This window comes from Nocardia sp. NPDC050630 (assembly GCF_044457245.1).
GTDB lineage: Bacteria > Actinomycetota > Actinomycetes > Mycobacteriales > Mycobacteriaceae > Nocardia.
The window spans coordinates 69,455-86,950 of the sequence record NZ_JBITGN010000022.1; the positions used below are offsets into that span (position 1 = coordinate 69,455).

The 17,496-nt window shown below is 65.4% G+C and carries 16 protein-coding genes, 2 tRNA genes and 1 pseudogene; 10 read left to right on the forward strand and 9 right to left on the reverse strand.

Annotated elements, in window-relative coordinates; genetic code table 11:
* The first annotated feature begins 26 nt into the window (after positions 1 to 26).
* Genes ACIBG0_RS35465 through ACIBG0_RS35475 form a run of 3 tightly spaced genes read left to right on the forward strand, consistent with a single transcriptional unit; the run spans position 27 to position 2,695 of the window.
* Complete coding sequence (locus tag ACIBG0_RS35465) at positions 27 to 914, forward strand: polysaccharide pyruvyl transferase family protein (RefSeq protein ID WP_397038778.1); 888 nt, start codon at positions 27 to 29, stop codon at positions 912 to 914.
* Positions 911 to 1,795, forward strand: coding sequence for a glycosyltransferase family 2 protein (locus ACIBG0_RS35470; RefSeq protein WP_397038780.1), 885 nt, complete (start codon positions 911 to 913; stop codon positions 1,793 to 1,795). The genes ACIBG0_RS35465 and ACIBG0_RS35470 overlap by 4 nt, the downstream gene beginning before the upstream one ends.
* 3 nt (positions 1,796 to 1,798) lie before the next feature.
* Complete coding sequence (locus tag ACIBG0_RS35475; RefSeq protein WP_397038781.1) at positions 1,799 to 2,695, forward strand: glycosyltransferase family 2 protein; 897 nt, start codon at positions 1,799 to 1,801, stop codon at positions 2,693 to 2,695.
* A 3-nt stretch (positions 2,696 to 2,698) separates the two neighbouring features.
* On the opposite strand, the gene ACIBG0_RS35480 is transcribed toward ACIBG0_RS35475, so the two are convergent.
* Positions 2,699 to 2,923: a hypothetical protein gene (locus tag ACIBG0_RS35480; protein ID WP_397038782.1), complete on the reverse strand. Its 225-nt coding sequence runs from the start codon at positions 2,921 to 2,923 to the stop codon at positions 2,699 to 2,701.
* Positions 2,920 to 4,266: a cytochrome P450 gene (locus ACIBG0_RS35485; protein WP_397038784.1), complete on the reverse strand. Its 1,347-nt coding sequence runs from the start codon at positions 4,264 to 4,266 to the stop codon at positions 2,920 to 2,922. The genes ACIBG0_RS35480 and ACIBG0_RS35485 overlap by 4 nt, the downstream gene beginning before the upstream one ends.
* A gap of 361 nt (positions 4,267 to 4,627) precedes the next feature.
* On the opposite strand from ACIBG0_RS35485, the gene ACIBG0_RS35490 reads away from it, so the two are divergent.
* Both ACIBG0_RS35490 and ACIBG0_RS35495 read left to right on the forward strand, forming a co-directional pair.
* Complete coding sequence (locus ACIBG0_RS35490; protein WP_397038785.1) at positions 4,628 to 5,422, forward strand: SDR family NAD(P)-dependent oxidoreductase; 795 nt, start codon at positions 4,628 to 4,630, stop codon at positions 5,420 to 5,422.
* Positions 5,423 to 5,504: 82 nt separating this feature from the next.
* Positions 5,505 to 6,518 (forward strand): DNA topoisomerase IB, encoded by a 1,014-nt coding sequence (locus tag ACIBG0_RS35495; protein ID WP_397038787.1) that lies wholly within the window; start codon positions 5,505 to 5,507, stop codon positions 6,516 to 6,518.
* A 418-nt stretch (positions 6,519 to 6,936) separates the two neighbouring features.
* Here ACIBG0_RS35495 and ACIBG0_RS35500 read toward each other — a convergent pair.
* Positions 6,937 to 7,009, reverse strand: a tRNA-Lys gene (locus tag ACIBG0_RS35500).
* A gap of 315 nt (positions 7,010 to 7,324) precedes the next feature.
* Between ACIBG0_RS35500 and ACIBG0_RS35505 the strand changes: the two genes are divergently transcribed.
* Entirely contained in the window at positions 7,325 to 8,539 is a 1,215-nt protein-coding gene (locus ACIBG0_RS35505) for an Ig-like domain-containing protein (protein WP_397038789.1), read from the forward strand.
* A 2-nt stretch (positions 8,540 to 8,541) separates the two neighbouring features.
* On the opposite strand, the gene ACIBG0_RS35510 is transcribed toward ACIBG0_RS35505, so the two are convergent.
* On the reverse strand, positions 8,542 to 8,820 hold the full coding sequence (locus ACIBG0_RS35510; protein WP_397038791.1) for a hypothetical protein: 279 nt from the start codon (positions 8,818 to 8,820) through the stop codon (positions 8,542 to 8,544).
* Positions 8,821 to 8,971: 151 nt separating this feature from the next.
* Between ACIBG0_RS35510 and menC the strand changes: the two genes are divergently transcribed.
* Positions 8,972 to 10,078 (forward strand): o-succinylbenzoate synthase, encoded by a 1,107-nt coding sequence (menC, locus tag ACIBG0_RS35515; RefSeq protein WP_397038793.1) that lies wholly within the window; start codon positions 8,972 to 8,974, stop codon positions 10,076 to 10,078.
* 69 nt (positions 10,079 to 10,147) lie between these two features.
* On the opposite strand, the gene ACIBG0_RS35520 is transcribed toward menC, so the two are convergent.
* Both ACIBG0_RS35520 and orn read right to left on the reverse strand, forming a co-directional pair.
* Positions 10,148 to 10,220 (reverse strand) — tRNA-His (locus tag ACIBG0_RS35520).
* A gap of 55 nt (positions 10,221 to 10,275) precedes the next feature.
* A complete protein-coding gene (gene orn / locus ACIBG0_RS35525; RefSeq protein ID WP_397038795.1) occupies positions 10,276 to 10,917 on the reverse strand; it encodes an oligoribonuclease in 642 nt (213 codons plus the stop codon).
* Positions 10,918 to 11,142: 225 nt separating this feature from the next.
* On the opposite strand from orn, the gene ACIBG0_RS35530 reads away from it, so the two are divergent.
* Positions 11,143 to 12,996: a helicase HerA-like domain-containing protein gene (locus tag ACIBG0_RS35530; protein ID WP_397038797.1), complete on the forward strand. Its 1,854-nt coding sequence runs from the start codon at positions 11,143 to 11,145 to the stop codon at positions 12,994 to 12,996.
* Between the two features lie 130 nt (positions 12,997 to 13,126).
* Positions 13,127 to 14,770 carry a S8 family serine peptidase gene (locus ACIBG0_RS35535; RefSeq protein WP_397038799.1) on the forward strand — a complete coding sequence of 548 codons (1,644 nt, stop codon included), beginning with the start codon at positions 13,127 to 13,129 and terminating at the stop codon, positions 14,768 to 14,770.
* 3 nt (positions 14,771 to 14,773) lie between these two features.
* On the opposite strand, the gene ACIBG0_RS35540 is transcribed toward ACIBG0_RS35535, so the two are convergent.
* The gene (locus ACIBG0_RS35540) at positions 14,774 to 15,868 is read right to left on the reverse strand and encodes an FAD-dependent oxidoreductase (RefSeq protein ID WP_397038800.1); all 1,095 of its coding nucleotides are present in this window, start codon (positions 15,866 to 15,868) and stop codon (positions 14,774 to 14,776) included.
* A gap of 51 nt (positions 15,869 to 15,919) precedes the next feature.
* Here ACIBG0_RS35540 and ACIBG0_RS35545 point away from each other — a divergent pair, with 51 nt between their 5' ends.
* On the forward strand, positions 15,920 to 16,363 hold the full coding sequence (locus ACIBG0_RS35545; protein ID WP_397038802.1) for a MarR family winged helix-turn-helix transcriptional regulator: 444 nt from the start codon (positions 15,920 to 15,922) through the stop codon (positions 16,361 to 16,363).
* On the opposite strand, the pseudogene ACIBG0_RS35550 reads toward ACIBG0_RS35545, so the two are convergent.
* Both ACIBG0_RS35550 and cmrA read right to left on the reverse strand, forming a co-directional pair.
* Positions 16,335 to 16,533: pseudogene (locus ACIBG0_RS35550) on the reverse strand (hypothetical protein); the annotation flags it as partial. The gene ACIBG0_RS35545 and the pseudogene ACIBG0_RS35550 sit on opposite strands and share 29 nt — an antisense overlap.
* A gap of 65 nt (positions 16,534 to 16,598) precedes the next feature.
* Positions 16,599 to 17,402, reverse strand: coding sequence for a mycolate reductase (cmrA, locus tag ACIBG0_RS35555; RefSeq protein WP_397038803.1), 804 nt, complete (start codon positions 17,400 to 17,402; stop codon positions 16,599 to 16,601).
* Positions 17,403 to 17,496 lie beyond the last annotated feature (94 nt).

The window sequence follows — 17,496 nt, forward strand, 5'->3', positions numbered from 1 at the left end:
GGGATGTAGCGGGTATGCGCCCGCACATGCGGGTACTTGTCACCGGGTGGCCGAGCTTTGTGCACGGCGAAGCGACCGCCGGAGATGTGATGAGCATGAGCCGAGTGTGCGACGCCCTGGCATCCGTCGAGATACCGCATGACACGGCGTGGAGTCCGGGTTTCCGTTCCGATGCGTTACATCTGGACGACGCCGACGCTGAACGATATTCGCACCTCGTGTTCGTCTGCGGGCCTGCCCACGGCGAACAGGTGCGGTTCCTGCACGAACGGTATGCGAACTGCCGACGCATCGCGGTGGGGGTTTCCATTCTCGATCCGGCCGATGCGGCGGTCACCGGGTTTCATCGCGTCTTGGCGCGTGACGGTCTGTCCACCGCGCGACCGGACATGGCGGTCGCGGCGTCCACGGTGACCGTTCCGGTGGTGGGAGTTGCCTTCGCCCCAGGACAGGCCGAATACGGCGGGGCTCGTCGTCATCGGTCGGTGCATCGGGCGTTGACGTGCTGGCTCCGCGAGCTCGACTGCGCGCGTATCCCACTCGATACGAGGCTGACGCCCGATGATTGGCGCCGATGCCGCACGCCCGATCAGCTCGAGTCGGTGTTCTCCCGCCTCGACGCGGTGGTCACAACTCGCTTGCACGGCTTGGTGTTAGGCCTGCGAGCCGGTATCCCGGTTCTGGCGGTGGACCCCATCGCGGGCGGCGGGAAGGTCACCGCGCAGGCCGGGGCGCTGAACTGGCCCGCGCTGGTCCACGCCGAACAAACCGCCGACGCCGGCGCGTTCGAATATTGGTGGCGCTGGTGCCTGTCGCCGGATGGGCGCGAACGCGCGCGGCGGCGTGAGTTCCCTGCGGCCGACGCCTTGACCCAGGATCTGCTCGGTGAACTGCTCGCCGGATGGCCGGCGTGAATCGCCCGACTACGGCGAAGACCACGGTCGTCATCGCCACCCATAATCGCGCTTGCGAATTGACCCGCACCTTGACCGAGTTACACGCGTTGCGCCCACGCCCTGCGATCGTGGTGCTGGACAACGCTTCCGTCGACGACACCGTCGGCGCTGCGGAGGCATTCCCGGATGTGAAAGTCATCAGACTACGGCGCAATCTCGGGGCGAGTGCGCGCAACCTCGGCGTCGCGATCGCCCGAACGCCCTACGTCGCTTTCAGTGACGACGACTCGTGGTGGGCCGCTGATGCGTTCCCCGAAGCCGTGCGGGTGCTGGACGCATATCCACGTTTGGGCCTGGTAGCGGGACGCACGCTCGTCGGCCCCGACCAGCGTGACGATCCGGTCAACGAACTGATGGCCAACAGCCCACTCGGGCATCTCCCCGAACTACCGGGACCGTCGGTCCTCGGCTTCCTGGCCTGTGCGGCGATCGTCCGGAAGGAGGCGTACCTGCAGGCCGCCGGATTCAGTCCGCTGCTGCATTTCGGTGCCGAAGAACGATTGCTATCGCTCGATCTGGCGGCCTGCGGTTGGGACCTGTGCTATCTGGCGCAGGTCCGCGCCCATCACCACCCGTCGGCGCAGCGACCGCCGCAGGCCTGGCGCAGGCGCGTCGAACAGCGCAACAACGCGTTGATCGCCTGGATGCGGCGGCCGCTACGGCGGTGCGTGGCCGAGTCCGTCGGCCTGGTGTGCCGAGCAGTGCGTGATCCGCGGACGTTGCTGGTGATCGCGGGCGTCCTTCGCCGGCTGCCATCGGCCTTGGCGCAGCGCCGTCGGCTACCGCCGGAGGTGGAACACCGAGCCAGAACCCTGGAACTCGCCGATGAAAGGAAGTGACCGATGGCCACGGCACGAATGACGGTTGTCATGATCACACGCGACCGGCGCGAACAACTACTGGAAACGCTCGCGCATATGACCGCGCTTGTCGACGCGGCGCCGATCATTCTCGTCGACAACGGCTCCACCGACGGCACGGCCGACGCGGTCGCCGCGGCATTCCCTACCGTGGAACTCCTCCGCTCGACCGACAACCTGGGGGCGGTGGCCAGAAACATGGCGGTCGAGCGGGTGGTCACGCCTTATGTGGCTTTCTGCGATGACGACACCCGATGGCAGCCGGGCGCCTTGACCCGCGCCGCCGACCTACTCGACCAGTACCCCGGCCTGGGCTCGGTGACCGGGCGATGCCTGGTCGCGCCCGACCTCCACGAGGACCCCATCACGCCAGAACTGCGTGATTCACCGGTTCCCGGGCCCGACTGGCTGCCGGGTCCCGCGCTTCTCGGCGTGATGGCAGCCCTGTCGGCCTTCCGGGTCAGCGCATTCCGGGAAGTCGGGGGCTTCTCCCGACGCCTGTGGTTCGGCGGCGAAGAAGAGCTACTCGCGCTCGACCTCGCGGCACGTGGCTGGTGGATGTGCTGGGTGGAGGACCTCCTGATCCATCACGAGCCTTCGCGTGCACGTGACTCGACCCTTCGCCGTCGACTCGGTATCAGGAACACCTTGTGGACACTGTGGTTGCGCCGCCCGGTCCGAAGCGCCGCCCGGCGCAGCGCCGTTGTGCTCGGGTCGGCACCGGCCGACCTGACAACGGCTGCCGCCGTCCTCGAGACACTGCGTGGATTCCCATGGGTGCTTCGCGAACGGAAAGTCGTGCCGCCGCAGGTGGAGGCGGGCCTCCTGCTCTTGGAAGAATCCCAGCGCCGTTCCCCCGCGCGTCGGTATGTGGGCTGATACTCACCCGCGGTGCCGCGGTGCCGCGGTGACGGCCGCGAGGTTGCTCGATCTGCGTGCCGAATCGGTGACCTGCTTGTCGACGGCCTGGAGCGGCACCGATACCGCGTGGTCCTGATGGAGCGCGTTGGTTGGCTGGTGGAGTCCTCGACCGATTTCGCTGTCGGACTCACCGTGCTGGCGGGCGGGGTCTCCTTGTGATCCGTGGCGATCGACCTCGGTGCTCATGGGACGGGGGCGAGGGTGGGGTGGATGGCGAAGTCGATCCCGAAGTTGTTGAACGTCAACGGAAGTGCTGTGTCGGGATCCGGCCGTGGGGTGGACAACATGCGGAAGTCCGCGGTGCTGAGCAGGTGGGCGAGCAGGGTGCTGGTGATGAACAGGACGAGGTTGCGGCCGGGGCATTCGGCGGGGCCGGCGCTGAACGGCACCAGCTGCGGATACCGCTGGGCGCGACCGTCGAGCCAGATGTCGGGGACGAATTCATCGGCGAACGGCAGCAGGTCCGGGTCGCGATGGAAGGCGGGCACGGGGATCATCAGGGCGGCGCCCGCGTCGATGGTGAACTCGTGCTCGCCGCGGCCCCAGCGGGTGTCCTCGGTGGTGTCGCGCAGGATCGTGGGCGTCGTCGGCCAGAGCCGGACCGACTCGAGTACGCAGGCGCGCAGGTACTTTCGCAGGTCCGGGCGGGTGGGTTCGTCGGCCTCGATTGCTGCCCGCGCCTGTTGTTCGGGGTGGGTGCTGAGCAGCGCTAGCGCGCGGGTGACGGCGATACCGGCCGCGTCGAAGGCAAACAGCCAGTGCGGGATCTGACCGACCGGATCAGTGGCGGCGCCGGAGGGGATTGTGGCGAGGGCACCGGCGAGGCTGTCCGGGGGCGCCGACTCGACGCGTCGGTAGAGCCGGTCGAAGAAGCGGTCACGGCGGGAGCGGTGCACGGGTGACAGAAAGGACCAGTTGGCCGCTGACCGCAGCCGCCACAGCTCGTCGGTGATCGTGTCGTCCTCGCGTGCTCGGTCACCGAACACGATGCGCCGGACGAGCCGCCACCATCCGGCGGTGAACTGTGCGGCGTCCAAGTGGCCGCGTCGCAGGGCGGTGCCGAGTATGTCGCGCGTTTCGTCGGCGACGATCGTTGCGATGGGTCCGGCCAGGTGATGCAGGGGAGCCGAGGTGTCGAGAGCCGACTCGTTGAGTGCCCTACGCTGTTGGCGTATCGGTCCTTCCGACAGCAGCACCCCGTGTGGCTGGAATTGTCGTAGTGCGGCGCGTTTCTCACGGTTCGCGGGGTGGAATGGGGTTGGTGCGCCGACGAGTACGCGACCGACGTCCTCGGGGTCGAGCACGACGACGATCCGCCTGCCCGGGATCACGAGCTCCACCGGTCCGGAACCGAATTGTTCGCGCAGTGCCCGCATTCGGGCGATGGCGCGGGCATCGGCGCGAGTGCGTTCGAGCAGGCCCATCACCGGGCGGCGGCGGGCGATCACACCGGCCGCTACGGCCGCGAATCCGAGATCGGTCAGTGCTGTGAGGGCGGGAAGTCCCGTGAGGCGGTGGTCGTGCGACATCGGCTCTCCTGTCCAACTCGACGCGGCGATGGGGGCGTCCAGGGCCTACCCGAGCGGCGGCACCCGAAACAGCCGACGGATCGACGCGGGCGAACGGGCGATCGTTCGGCGACATGGCGCGGTCGCAGGTCATGGACGAAGTCGACGCCACGCCTCCCGATATGCCCGCATCTCCCGACGCTGCCGGACGAACGACTCGAGGTGTCGGGTACGCCGGTCGTTTCCTGCACGCTGCCCATCGCGGTGTCGTCGATGGTCTCGGCACGGAATTGTTTGCGCGTCAACGCCAACCGTGGTGCTGGACTTGCCCGCGTGGTCCATGCGTCCTGATTGAGTCGCTGGTGGTGGGTATGCGAAGGGTATGACTGATATGCGTCCCCTTGCCCTGGTTACCGGAGCGTCCAGCGGAATCGGGCTGGAACTGGCCAAACAGTTCGCAGCACGCGACTACGACGTGGTGATCGCCGCCGAGGACTCCGCCATAGAGATCGCCGCGGATATCGTGCGCCGTCCGGGAGTGCAGGTGCGTGCGGTGCAGGTGGACCTGCGTACCGTCGATGGAGTGCGGCAGCTGTACTCGGCGGCGACCGAGGGCGAACGGCCACTCGATGCTGTCGCCCTCAATGCCGGGGTCGGGCGCGGTGGTGCGTTCGTCGATACCGATCTCGATGACGAGTTCGACATCATCGACCTCAATGTGCGTGCCACGGTGCATTTGGCCAAGCTTGTCCTCGGCGATATGGTGCGCCGCGATACCGGTCGCCTGTTGTTCACGTCCTCGATCGCATCGTTGATGCCCGGCGCTCGGCAGGCGGTGTACAACGCATCGAAATCCTTCGTGCAGTCCTTCGCCGAGGCACTGCGCGAGGAAGTTCGCGACACCGGAGTCACGGTGACGGCACTGATGCCAGGACCGACGGACACCGATTTCTTCCGCCGCGCCAAAATGCTCGGCACCGTAATCGGTCGCGGACCCAAGGACGACCCTGCCGATGTGGCCCGCCAGGGTATCGACGCCTTGCTCGCCGACAAGCAGAAGGTAGCCGCGGCCTCCTTGGGTACCAAAGCGATCGCGACCGCCAGCCAGATCCTGCCGGATTCGGTGAAAGCCATCGCCAACCGAGTCATGTCCGCGCCGCTGCCCCACCGGAATTGAAACTCGGTCGGTCTCCGATTGCCTGCCGACTGAACGGGTATCGCCGGGTAGCCCGCTGATTCTTCACTCGGTAGGAGGTTGGGTGCGGTTGCGTCGAAGCAGGCCCTACGGCCCCGGTGTCCGTCGAATAACCCGTGGCCGGGGATTCTCCTACGTCGATACCGACGGTAAGTGCGTATCGGATGACGAACTGCTGCACCGCATTCGAGCTCTGGTGATCCCGCCCGCGTGGCGCAAGGTGTGGATCTGCCCGTACCCGAACGGCCACATCCAGGCGATCGGCGTGGATGCGGCGGGTCGGCGCCAGTACCTCTACCACGAGCAGTGGCGTCGGGAACGGGACGAGGAGAAGTTCGACCGGGTCCTGGATCTGGCCACTCGACTCCCGGCACTGCGTGAACAGATCCGGGACGATCTGGATAGGCCGGGGTTGGGGCGGCACCGGGTCGAGGCATTGGCGGTCGGTTTACTCGACCGTGGTGTTTTCCGGATCGGGGGCGAGGAGTACGCCGAAGAAAACGGTACGCGTGGTGTCGCGACCCTGCTGCGCGACCAGGTCGAGTTGGACGGTGATGAGATGCTGTTCGATTATGTCGCCAAAGGCGGAGTCCGGCGGCGCGTCCGTATCCGCGACGCGCTGCTCGCACGCGCGGTTCGATCGCTGCAGCGCAGTCGCGCTGACTCCGAGCGGCTTCTGGTCTATCGCCACTGCGGCCAGTACCGGGAACTGCACGCCGACGACATCAATACTCGTTTCAAGGAGCTGACCGGAACCGATTGCAGCGCAAAGGATCTTCGCACCTGGCAGGCCACCGTACTCGCTGCGGCGGGATTCGGGCGCGTGGATCCGCCCACCTCGCAGCGTGCACGCAAGAGTGCCGAACGGGAAGTGGTGGCCGAAGTGGCTGCCGCGCTGGGCAATACCCCTGCCGTGGCCCGTGCATCCTATATCGATCCCCGCGTAGTCGAGTCGTTCGCCGATGGTGTCACGATTTCCAAGGCGTTGGCGCGCGCTGCCAGAGCCGATTCCAAGGACGGACGTCAGTTGGTGGTGGAACGGGCGGTGATCCGGTTGTTACGGCGCGCGACACGGTGACGAATCGCCCGATGTCAGGGAATCACCTGTCCAACTGCGGGTTTCGCGCCTACGCGAGCCGGTGAAGTCAGTTCGACATGCGCGTTGTGCCGCACCGGGGGTCGCAGGAGGCGTCTCGACGATTGCCCACTCGTGCGAAGGTGCGGCGGCCGATTCGAGTCTCGGATGGCGCGCGGAGGGATTCGGCACCTCGCGATCCGCCACCGCAGTTCGCCGACCCGGAGGGCATCACGGAGCGGCATTACATCGTCTCGCCGGAGCAGGCACCGGACTCATCGGCCGTGTTGGAGCTGGGCTGGGCAGTGCCAGCTGAGGAACCATCGGTCAGTGGTGGTGACTTTTTGGTGTTCTTTTGGTGACGGTCCGATAGAGCGAAAGAAGACCATTCATGAAAGCGGGCCTGACCTGCTAATTTAAGTGCGCCATCAGGGACTCGAACCCCGAACCCGCTGATTAAGAGTCAGCTGCTCTGCCAATTGAGCTAATGGCGCGTGTCTTGCTGCGCTCCGTGTTCCGGTGCGGGACAAACATTAACAGGCCGAGTACCCATAAGTGAAATCGGTTTCTGACCGGGGCCGATGGGGGAGTTCGCGAGGGGTGTTAACACCCGATGGGGTGCGGATGATCTAACCGGTGGAACTCGCCTGTGGCGGAGGGATTTCACATTGGACCGGACACGTTGCGCTGGCAGAATGTCTGGAGCGTGATCCGGACCGAACTCCGTCGGCGTTGCGGGAGGAGCGTGGTCGGGTTGGATCCGAGCCATCGGTGCCCTGGTGCATCGAGACTTGAAACGGGGTTTGGTTATGAACGTTGGTCTTGGTCGACATCGGTCGATGAGAAAGATCACGGGACCGGTGATCGTGTGCGCGGTGTTGGCGCTGGCCTTGATGGCGTGTTCGTCATCCAACGCCGCCGACAATCCGACGGTTGCCATCGACCGTAATCCGATCACCGAGCTGATGAAGCCCAAGCTGTTGTCGCCGGTCAAGGACGGTGACATGGGGATTTCGCCGGGCGTGCCGCTGACCTTCAAGGTCGACGACGGCAAGTTCACCACCGTGACGTTGACCAATCCGCAGGGTGTTGCGGTCGCGGGCAAGCTGGCCGCGGATGGGCGGACGTGGGAGACCACCGAGGTGCTCGGCTACGGCAAGAATTACCGGCTGAAGGCCGATGCGATCGGTTTGGGCGGCGCGAACTCGACCGTATTGAGCTTCACCACAAGTTCCCCGGACAGCCAGACCAAGCCATATCTGCTGCCGGGTGAGGGCGAGGTCGTCGGCATCGGCCAGCCGGTGGCCGTGCAGTTCGACGAGAACATCCCGGATCGCAAGGCCGCGCAGAATGCGATCAAGATCACCACCGAGCCGCCGGTCGAGGGCGCCTTCTACTGGGTGAACAAGCGCGAGGTCCGGTGGCGGCCGGAGCATTTCTGGGCGCCGGGCACCAAGGTCACCATCGATGTGAATGTCTACGGTCGTGATCTCGGCAACGGACTGTTCGGCCAGGACAATATCCACTCGTTCTTCACCGTCGGTGCTCCGACGATCTTCACCGCGGACGACAACACCAAGCAGGTGACGGTGGAGATGAACGGCGAGGTGGTGCGAACCATGCCGACGTCGATGGGCAAGGACAGCACGCCCACCGATAACGGCATCTACATCGTCGGCGACCGCTTCGACCGGATCATCATGGACTCCTCGACCTACGGCGTCGCGGTGAGTTCGCCGAACGGCTACAAGACGCCGGTCGACTACGCGACCCGGCTTTCCTACTCCGGCATCTTCTTCCACTCCGCCCCGTGGTCGGTCGGTGCGCAGGGCTACTCGAACACCAGCCACGGCTGCCTCAACCTGAGCCCCGCGAACGCGCTGTGGGTTTTGCAGAACGCCAAGCGTGGCGATATCACCATCGTCAAGAACACCGTTGGGGGCACGCTTTCGGGCGTGGACGGTCTCGGTGACTGGAACATCCCGTGGCCGGAATGGAAGGCGGGCAACGCCGACAACGGCTAGCCCTACGCGCAACTGAGCGTCGCTCCGACGGCGCTTCCGAGTGCGGCGCACAGCAGTGGCCCGCCGAACAATAGATTCTCGAAGCCGGACATCGCGGCACCGGCTGAGCCGGTGCCCGAGGAGCCGGTAGTGGTGACACCGCCGGCTGATCCGGTGGTGGTCGAGCTCGAACCCGTACTGGATCCGGTGCCCGGTTCGACCACGATATCCGCGGTCGCGGTACCGGTGGCGCCGGCGAGCAGGGTTGTGCCGACGAAAGCTGCGATTACCGCCGAACGCATCACGAACCTGGTGTCTTTCTGATCGGTCGGGGTGGCGTCCCGGTGACACCGCCCCTGATGCCCGCAGTCTACGGAGTGAAACAGTGATCTGTCAGATTATCGGTGATAGTAAGCGGCTATCGGCAAGGGGCTGATATGCCAAGCTGTGAAGGTGAGGCTCGAAGGCGTTGAGCTGCGTCGGCTGGGCCTTCCGCTGCGCAGCCCATTTCGGACCTCGTTCGGGGTCGAATTGTGGCGCGACATTCTCCTGCTGCGGGTGGTTGCCTCGGACGCCCAGGGGTGGGGCGAGTGCGTAGCACTGCCCTCTCCGAGTTTTTCCTCCGAGTACATCGATGGCGCCGCCGACGTCATCCGCCGGTTTCTGTTGCCGGCGCTGGCCGGCCGCGATCTCGACCCGAATGATGTAGCGCCCACACTCGCGCGGTTTCGTGGCCATCGAATGGCCAAGGCCGCGTTGGAGATGGCGATCCTCGACGCCTGGCTGCGCTCCCGACGAGGTTCTTACGCCGGATATCTCGGCGCGACTCGCACATCGGTGGCCGCGGGTGTCTCGATCGGGATCATGGACGAGATACCCGAACTGCTGGATACCGTCATGGAATATCTGGAACAGGGCTACCAGCGGATCAAGCTCAAGATCGAGCCAGGATGGGATATCGCGCCCGTGCGGGCGGTACGGGAGCGGTTCGGCGACGCTCTCGAGCTGCAGGTCGACGCGAACGGCGCCTATACCTCGGCCGATGCCGACCACCTCGCTGGCCTCGACGAGTTCGGACTCGAACTGCTGGAACAGCCCCTCGCCGCGGACTGCTGTCGCGATCACATCATGCTCGCCCGCCGCTTGCGTACGCCGATCTGCCTGGACGAATCGATTCTCTCAGCCCGCGGCGCTGTCGACGCGATCGAGCTGGGGGCGTGCTCGGTGGTGAATATCAAAGCCGGACGTCTCGGCGGCTATCTCGAGGCGCGCTCGACGCACGATGTCTGCATGGCACACGGCGTACCGGCATTTTGCGGCGGAATGCTGGAAACCGGGCTCGGTCAGGCGGCGAATCTGGCGGTAGCGGCGCTACCCGGGTGTACGTTGCCTGCGGACATCGTGGCCTCGGATCGCTATTACGAACGAGACATCATCGAACCGCTGCGGCTGGAAGCCGGATACATCACAGTGCCTGACGGGCCCGGCCTCGGTGTAGACCCGTTGCCGGATGCGCTGGAGGCGGCAACGACGAGCAAGGAATGGTTGTCGCCGATATGACCCGCGCGACACTGTCGAGTAGACAACGGGCCAGGTCGGAGCTGATGTGCTCCGACCTGGCCCGCTTCGGGTGGCTGACGGGACTCGAACCCGCGACAGCCAGGATCACAACCTGGTGCTCTACCAACTGAACTACAGCCACCATCGCCGGTGAATCACCAGCGCGGTCGATATTAGCGTGTCAACCCCTCGAGTCCCTAATCGGTTTCTGACGTGGCGTTTTGCGCGGTCTCCTTATCGCCGCCGCTGAGTTCGTTCGCGACGGCGGTGATCTCCGCGGTCGACGGGCCCGGTGCGGCGACGAAGGCCGTGCGCCGGTAGTACTCCAGTTCGCGAATGGATTCCTTGATATCGGCCAGGGCGCGGTGGCTCAGGCCCTTCTCCGGCTGGCCGAAGTAGATGCGGGGGTACCAGCGGCGACACAGCTCCTTGATGGAGCTCACGTCGATCATGCGGTAGTGCAGATGCGCATCGAGTGCGGGCATATCGCGGGCGATGAAGCCGCGGTCGGTTGCGATGGAATTGCCGGCCAGCGGAACCGTGCCGGGGGTCGGGGCATATTCGCGGATGTAGTCGAGTATCTGCTGCTCGGCATCGGCGAGGGTGACCGTGGAGCGGCGCACTTCCTCGGTCAGGCCCGAACGTGCGTGCATATCCGCGACCACCTGCGGCATGGCGGCCAAGGCCGCATCGTCGGCGTGGATGACGATATCCACACCGTCACCGAGAATGTTGAGGTCGCTGTCGGTCACGAGCGCGGCCACCTCGATCAGCTTGTCGCTGTCGAGGCGAAGGCCGGTCATCTCACAATCCATCCACACCACGTATTTGTCGGACACCCCGGCAACATTAGCGGTGTTTGTCCGGGATGCCTGCGGCATCGCACATGCTTGCTCTCGCTTCGCTCGAAACCGGTGCTGGTTGCGTAGGAGTGCATGTCACTACCGGGGGAGCCGTCTCGGTGGGATCGGCGGCGATAGAGTTTGCGGGAGATCGGCGTATGCGTTTCGGCACGACAGCTAACACTGCGAAAGCAGTCAGGGTCAGACCAGACGGAGGACGCGATGGACGCAGGATCGCCAAGCGATTCGATGGGGGGTCGCGGTCGGGAGACAGGTGCGCCCACCCCTCAGGAGAAGGCGGCCGCGGCTCGGAAAGCGGCCGAGGAGGCGGCGCGCGTGGCCGCGGAAGCCGCCGCCGTGGCCGAGGCCGCCGAACGTGAGTTGGCCGAGCAGCAGGCGGCCGCCGCGAGCGCGGATCCGAATGCGGCGAATGCGGTGGCGCAGGCCGAGGCCGCGCAGGCCAAGGTCACCGAGACGGCGGCGACCGCGGCCGCCAGCGCTGCCGCGGCGGAATCCGCGCGGTCGGCGGCGAACAAGACCGCGCAGATCGCGGAGCAGTCGGTGGCGCAGCAGATCGCGGCCGGGTACGCGTTCGACGGGGCAGCAGTGGAATTGGGTACTGTTGTCGTCGAGGGCGCCGTGGATTCGACTGCGCGGGTGCGGATTCCGATGCGCACCATGAATCGGCACGGGCTGGTCGCCGGTGCGACCGGTACGGGTAAGACGAAGACGTTACAAGGTATTGCCGAACAGCTTTCGCGGGCCGGGGTTCCGGTGGTGCTCGCCGATATCAAGGGTGACCTGTCGGGGCTCGCGCAGCCGGGGCAGACCGAGGAAAAGCTCAGCGCCAGGGCCGTCGAGACCGGTGCGCCGGACTGGGCGCCGTCCGGCTATCCGACCGAATTCGTCTCGCTCGGCACCGGTGGCGTCGGGGTGCCGATCCGCGCGACCATTACCGCATTCGGTCCGCTGCTGCTCAGTAAAGTTTTGGGGCTCAACGAAACTCAGGAGTCAACCCTCGGGCTGATTTTCCACTGGGCGGATAAGGCGGGTCTCGGCCTGCTGGATCTGAAGGATCTGCGCGCGGTCATCGCCCATCTCACCAGCCCGGAGGGCAAGGAGGACCTCAGGGGCATCGGCGGGGTTTCGGCCGCGACGGCGGGCGTCATCCTGCGTGCGCTGGTGAATCTCGAGGCCGACGGCGGTGACACCTTCTTCGGTGAGCCCGAACTGGAGCCAGCCGATCTGTTGCGGACCGAGGGCGGCCATGGCGTGATCACACTGTTCGAACTCGGTGCGCAGGCGGCCCGCCCGGTGATGTTCTCGACCTTCCTGATGTGGGTGCTCGCCGATCTGTTCCAGACGCTGCCCGAGGTCGGTGATATCGAAAAGCCCAAGCTGGTCTTCATTTTCGACGAGGCGCATCTGTTGTTCTCGGATGCCTCGAAGGCATTTCTGGAGCAGGTGGAGCAGACGGTCAAGCTGATCCGGTCCAAAGGTGTCGGCGTCTTCTTCTGCACCCAGCTACCCACCGATATCCCGAATTCGGTGCTCTCCCAACTGGGTGCGCGCATTCAACACGCACTGCGTGCCTTCACTCCTGACGATCAGAAGGCGCTGACCAAGACGGTGCGCACCTACCCGAAGACCGGTGTCTACGACCTGGAGCAGGCGCTCACCTCGCTGGGGATCGGTGAAGCGATCGTGACGGTGCTTTCGGAGAAGGGATCGCCAACTCCGGTGGCGTGGACGAGGATTCAGCCGCCGCGCTCGCTGATGGACACCATCGGCGAGGATCAGATCAAATCGCGAGCGCTATCCAGCGCGCTGGCGGCAAAGTATGGCCAGACCATCGATCGCGAGTCGGCGTACGAGATCATGGCCGCGAAAGCCGCCGCGGCACAGCGGGAACCGGAGGCCCCGCCACCGCCGGGGCGTTCGACGGCCGCCGCGGAGGAGGAATCCGCCGCCGAGCGCATCATGAGGAATCCGGCGGTGAAGAGCTTTCTGCGGTCGGCCGCGGCCGCGGCGGGGCGCGAGATCAGCCGCAGCATTTTCGGCACCCGCAAACGCTGAGTACGAGTGATATCCCGGACTCGCCGGTCGGTGGGTCCGGTTGTTTTCGAGTAGTCGGTATTCGATGCATCATCGCAGGTCAGCGCTAAGTTTGCGGTGCTGTTCTTGCGGTCGTAGATAAGGAGTCGTCATGCCTACCGCAAATTTCGGGACAAAGAACGATCCCGGTTTCCAGTTGGAACAGAGCCCGGACCTGATCGCGGTCCGAACCCAGGACAGACGTCCGCTGCCCCGCTCCATCGGATCGGTTCGCACCCCGCTGAGCGGTGAACTCGATGACGCGACAATGGTGGTGTCCTATCCGGAGGCGGGGGTAGAGGTGTATCGGGTGCCGCCCGGTTCGCGCTCGATCGCTCAGCGCAAGGCGGTGCTCGCCGCCGCCCCGGAGGTGCGTTTCGCCGGTCACGTACTCGTGGATCCGGTGACCCGTGAGCCCGTGCTGTACACGGAGAACGTCTTCGTGAAGTTCACCGATGACGCGGACCCCGAACAGTGTGTGGCGGTGCTCGCCGCTGCCGGTCTGCGGATCAAGGAGACAGTGGACTACGCCGTCAACGCGTACTTCACCGCGGCACCCGAGGGGACCGGCCAACAGGTGTTCGAAATCGCGAACGGGCTGCTGCGTCGCGACGATGTCGAGTACTGCCATCCCGAGTTGATCCGGCGACGCGTCCGCAAGACGATCTTCCCGCAGCAATGGCATCTTAAGGCGACGACCATTGGCGGCGTCACGATCAATGCGCATGCGAATGTCGAAGCCGCCCACGCGATTACGCGCGGCAGCGGGGCGACGATCGCGCTGATCGACGACGGTGTCGATATCGACCACCCCGAATTCGCCGGGACAGGCAAGGTGGTCGCACCACGCGATGCGACCCGACAGACCAACGATCCGCGTCCGCGCGATACGCACGGAACCGGTCCCGAAAAAGGGGATAACCACGGAACCGCATGCGCGGGCGTGGCCTGTGCCAACGGCACCGTCGGCGCCTCCGGGGTGGCGCCCGAGGCCAGGTTGATGCCGATTCGGCTCGCCTCCGATCTCGGATCGCAGGCGGAGGCGAGCGCCTTCAAATGGGCCGCCGACCATGGCGCCGACGTCATCTCCTGCAGTTGGGGTCCGGCCGACGGAGTCTGGTTCCGGCCGGACGATCCGGCGCACAATCAGGTCGTGCCGCTACCGGCCAGCACGCGCCTGGCGATCGAGCATGCGGTGACGAACGGACGCAACGGCAAGGGGTGCGTCGTACTCTTCGCGGCGGGCAATGGCAATGAGTCCGTCGACAACGACGGCTACGCGAGTTTCGGAAAGGTCATCGCGGTCGCGGCCTGTAATGACACCGGAAAGCGCAGTGTATACAGCGATTTCGGCAAGGCGGTCTGGTGCGCCTTTCCGAGTAACGACATCGGAGAGCCGGCGTTGCATCACCCCGATGCCTTGACCACCGGCATCTGGACCGTCGATCGGCAAGGGCGCGCCGGATACAACGTGGGCACGACCGATGACGGCGATGCCGCGGGCAATTTCACCAATAGCTTCGGCGGCACCTCGAGCGCGTGCCCGGGAGCGGCCGGTGTCGTGGCATTGGTGTTGTCGGTGCATCCGGATCTCACGTCGAGCGAGGTCAAGGACTTGTTGAAACAGTCGTGCGACATGATCGATCCGCAGCATGGCGCGTACGGCGCGGATGGGCGCAGTGACAAGTACGGCTTCGGCCGCCTCAATGCGCTCACCGCGGTGCAGACGGCCAAGAAGCTGCGGGAGCCGCAGTGAGGTTCAGGTGACGCTGCGCAGCGAGCGTTCCACCATCGCGAAACCGTAATCGAGCATTTCGGTTTCGTAGGCGTGGACCGCATCGCGCAGGGAATCGGGCCGCTCGGTAATGCGGAGGCAGAGCAGGGCGGCGTCGCGCAGGGCTGTCCCCGCGCTGCTCCCGGCGGGGATCATGGTGTGGATAGCGTCGCCCATCAGCGTGACCGGTCCGGTTTCCCAGTGCGGCAACGGCTTTGCGGTCCGGATCGTGGTGTTGTGGACGGATTCCGGGTCGGCATGGCGCACGAGTGCGGCGAGATTGTCGGGCCAGTCGGCGATGAGTTCGGTGGCGATCTTCTGCAGCTGTTGTTTGTCCATGACCGACAGGTCGGCCGGGATCAGTGCGGTCGGCGCGACGACCACCCACATGACGTAGTCGTCGCCGTCACCGGAGACGAATTCGTGGGCGGCCAGCGACATGAATCGGCCATCGGTACCGGAGACCATGCTGAATCCGTCCAGTGCTGCCTCTGGAGTGAGCGCGCGGATATCGTCGATCAGCGCTGTCTTACCGTAAATCTCCGATTGGCCGGTTTCGATTACCTCGGCATCCGGCAGCCATTGCGAGCGGATGCGCGAATGCGTGCCGTCGGCGGCGACGAGTAGATCCGCATCGGTGACAGTGCCGTCGTCGAAGTAGGTGCGGACCCGACCGTCGTCGAGCAGTTCGAAGCGCTGGAAGGCTGCGCCGTGGTGGACGTCGATGCCGGTGAGCAGGATCTTGCGCAGCGTGAGTCGGTCGACGGTCAGGTGTCGTCCGTGTACATCCTCATCCGCTGACGGCGGAACCAGTATTTCCCGGACGACGTTCAGTTGCGGGTCGAGGAACCGCACGCCCCTCCCGCGCCTGCCCGCGGTCGCGACGATCTGTTCGTAGCGGTCCGGCGGCAGGCACGCTCGCAGTGCGAGATCGCCCTCTGGATCGAGGTGGATGCGATAGCCCTGGCTGTGGTCGCCTGCCGCCTCGCGTTCGTAGAGCTCGACGGTGATCCCGGCTCTGCACAGGCCCTGTGCGAGGAGGGGCCCGGCCAGCCCAGCACCAACGATGACAATGTTCATTCGACAAAACTATCTGAATTCAGACGATCTGTCATCGGTTATAGTTCGTTCGTGGCGGATACTTCGGAGCAGCTCGGCGCGCAGATCGGTGGTCAGCTCTATCTCGCGCACCGCTATGCGCGCGCGGCGGCCAATCGGGCACTGCGGGAACAGCATCTCGAACTGCGTCACCTCGGGGTGCTCGGCTGTCTGGCCGAGGTGGGTCCACTCAGTCAGCGTGCATTGGTCGACCGGTTGCAGCTGGACAAGTCCTCGATGGTCTACATCATCGATGAGCTGGAGCGGCAGGGATTGGCGCAGCGGCGCAAGGACGAGCGGGATCGGCGCAGTTATGCCGTGCACATCACCCCGAGCGGGCGAGAGCGGTTAGCGGCCGCCAATCGCACCGCCAATGGGGTGGTCGACGAATTGCTCGCACCGTTCTCCGCGACCGAACGCCGACAGTTGCATGAACTCCTCGGTCGGTTCATCGAGCACGCCGCCGGACAGGCCTGAGAACGGCCCGTGAGTCGCCGATATCGCGGGCGAGTAGATCGTCGGTGGTTTCGCGTCGGACCAGTTGGGCGCGTCTAGCACTGCGATGACCGGTGGGCGCTCGATGCGGTTGTAGGACGAGGCGAGGCTGTGGTGGTAGGCCCCGTGCACGGCACGGCGAGCAGCTCGCCGTGCCGTGCACGGGGTTTTACGGCTTGCGGCGAGAATCGTGTGGTGCAGGCGCAGCTTGCGCTTCTCAGCCGCCGAGCTTCTTGTAGAACGCACCGGCGACGGGGGCCGTGATGGCGCGAGGACCGTATTGGCCTGCGACGCTCATGCCCTTGCTGATCAGGCCGGGAACGACGCGCATTTTGTTGCGGGCCAAGGCGTCGATGGAGATTTTGGCGGTGTATTCGGAGGTGACCCACATGAAGTCGGGCACCATCCGGTCGACGATGGAGGCCTCGGCCGGATCGGGGGTTTCGGTGCGGACCGGTCCGGGGGCGAGCAGGGTGACGTGCACGCCCGAGCCCTTCAGTTCGCCGCGCAGCGATTCCGAGAAGGTGTTGGCGAAGGCCTTGCTCGCCGCATAGGTGGCGTTGTTCGGGATCGGCATATTGCCCGCCGCCGAACCGCTGATCAGGATGCCACCGCCACCCCTCGCGATCATGCCGGGCAGCACGGCCAAGGTGAGATCGTGCACCGCAACGGCATTGAGCTCCATCTGATCCCGCTCATAGGCCGGATCCAATTCGGCGACCGCGCCGAACGTCGCGATCCCCGCGTTATTGCACAGAATCGAAATATCGCGCGCCGCCAACTCCTCGACCAGCGCCCCCCGCGCCGTCCGATCGGCCAGATCCACCGCACGCACCTCCGCGGTAACCCCATGTGCCAACGTCAACCGCTGCGCAAGCTCGGTCAACACCTCACCGCGCCGCGCGACCAGGATCAACGAATACCCGCGAGCAGCAAGCTCAGCGGCCAGCGCAGTCCCGATCCCAGAAGAGGCACCAGTAACAACCGCACGATTCTCAGACGTAGGGGAGGGCAAACTCACGAGAGAAGCCTAGGCGATCAACCCAACCCGATCCGCCCAGCCCACGCCGCAAACCCACCGACTTCGATCGAGAATGTAACCCCTTGCGCCCAAG

Bases quoted from the DNA above. Each gene is read 5' to 3' on its own strand.
- ACIBG0_RS35540 (WP_397038800.1), bottom strand. From the start codon at position 15,868: ATGAACATTGTCATCGTTGGTGCTGGGCTGGCCGGGCCCCTCCTCGCA.
- ACIBG0_RS35465 (WP_397038778.1), top strand. From the start codon at position 27: ATGCGGGTACTTGTCACCGGGTGGCCGAGCTTTGTGCACGGCGAAGCG.
- ACIBG0_RS35485 (WP_397038784.1), bottom strand. From the start codon at position 4,266: ATGTCGCACGACCACCGCCTCACGGGACTTCCCGCCCTCACAGCACTG.
- ACIBG0_RS35490 (WP_397038785.1), top strand. From the start codon at position 4,628: ATGACTGATATGCGTCCCCTTGCCCTGGTTACCGGAGCGTCCAGCGGA.
- ACIBG0_RS35505 (WP_397038789.1), top strand. From the start codon at position 7,325: ATGAACGTTGGTCTTGGTCGACATCGGTCGATGAGAAAGATCACGGGA.
- ACIBG0_RS35510 (WP_397038791.1), bottom strand. From the start codon at position 8,820: ATGCGTTCGGCGGTAATCGCAGCTTTCGTCGGCACAACCCTGCTCGCC.
- ACIBG0_RS35480 (WP_397038782.1), bottom strand. From the start codon at position 2,923: ATGAGCACCGAGGTCGATCGCCACGGATCACAAGGAGACCCCGCCCGC.
- ACIBG0_RS35475 (WP_397038781.1), top strand. From the start codon at position 1,799: ATGGCCACGGCACGAATGACGGTTGTCATGATCACACGCGACCGGCGC.
- ACIBG0_RS35535 (WP_397038799.1), top strand. From the start codon at position 13,127: ATGCCTACCGCAAATTTCGGGACAAAGAACGATCCCGGTTTCCAGTTG.
- ACIBG0_RS35530 (WP_397038797.1), top strand. From the start codon at position 11,143: ATGGACGCAGGATCGCCAAGCGATTCGATGGGGGGTCGCGGTCGGGAG.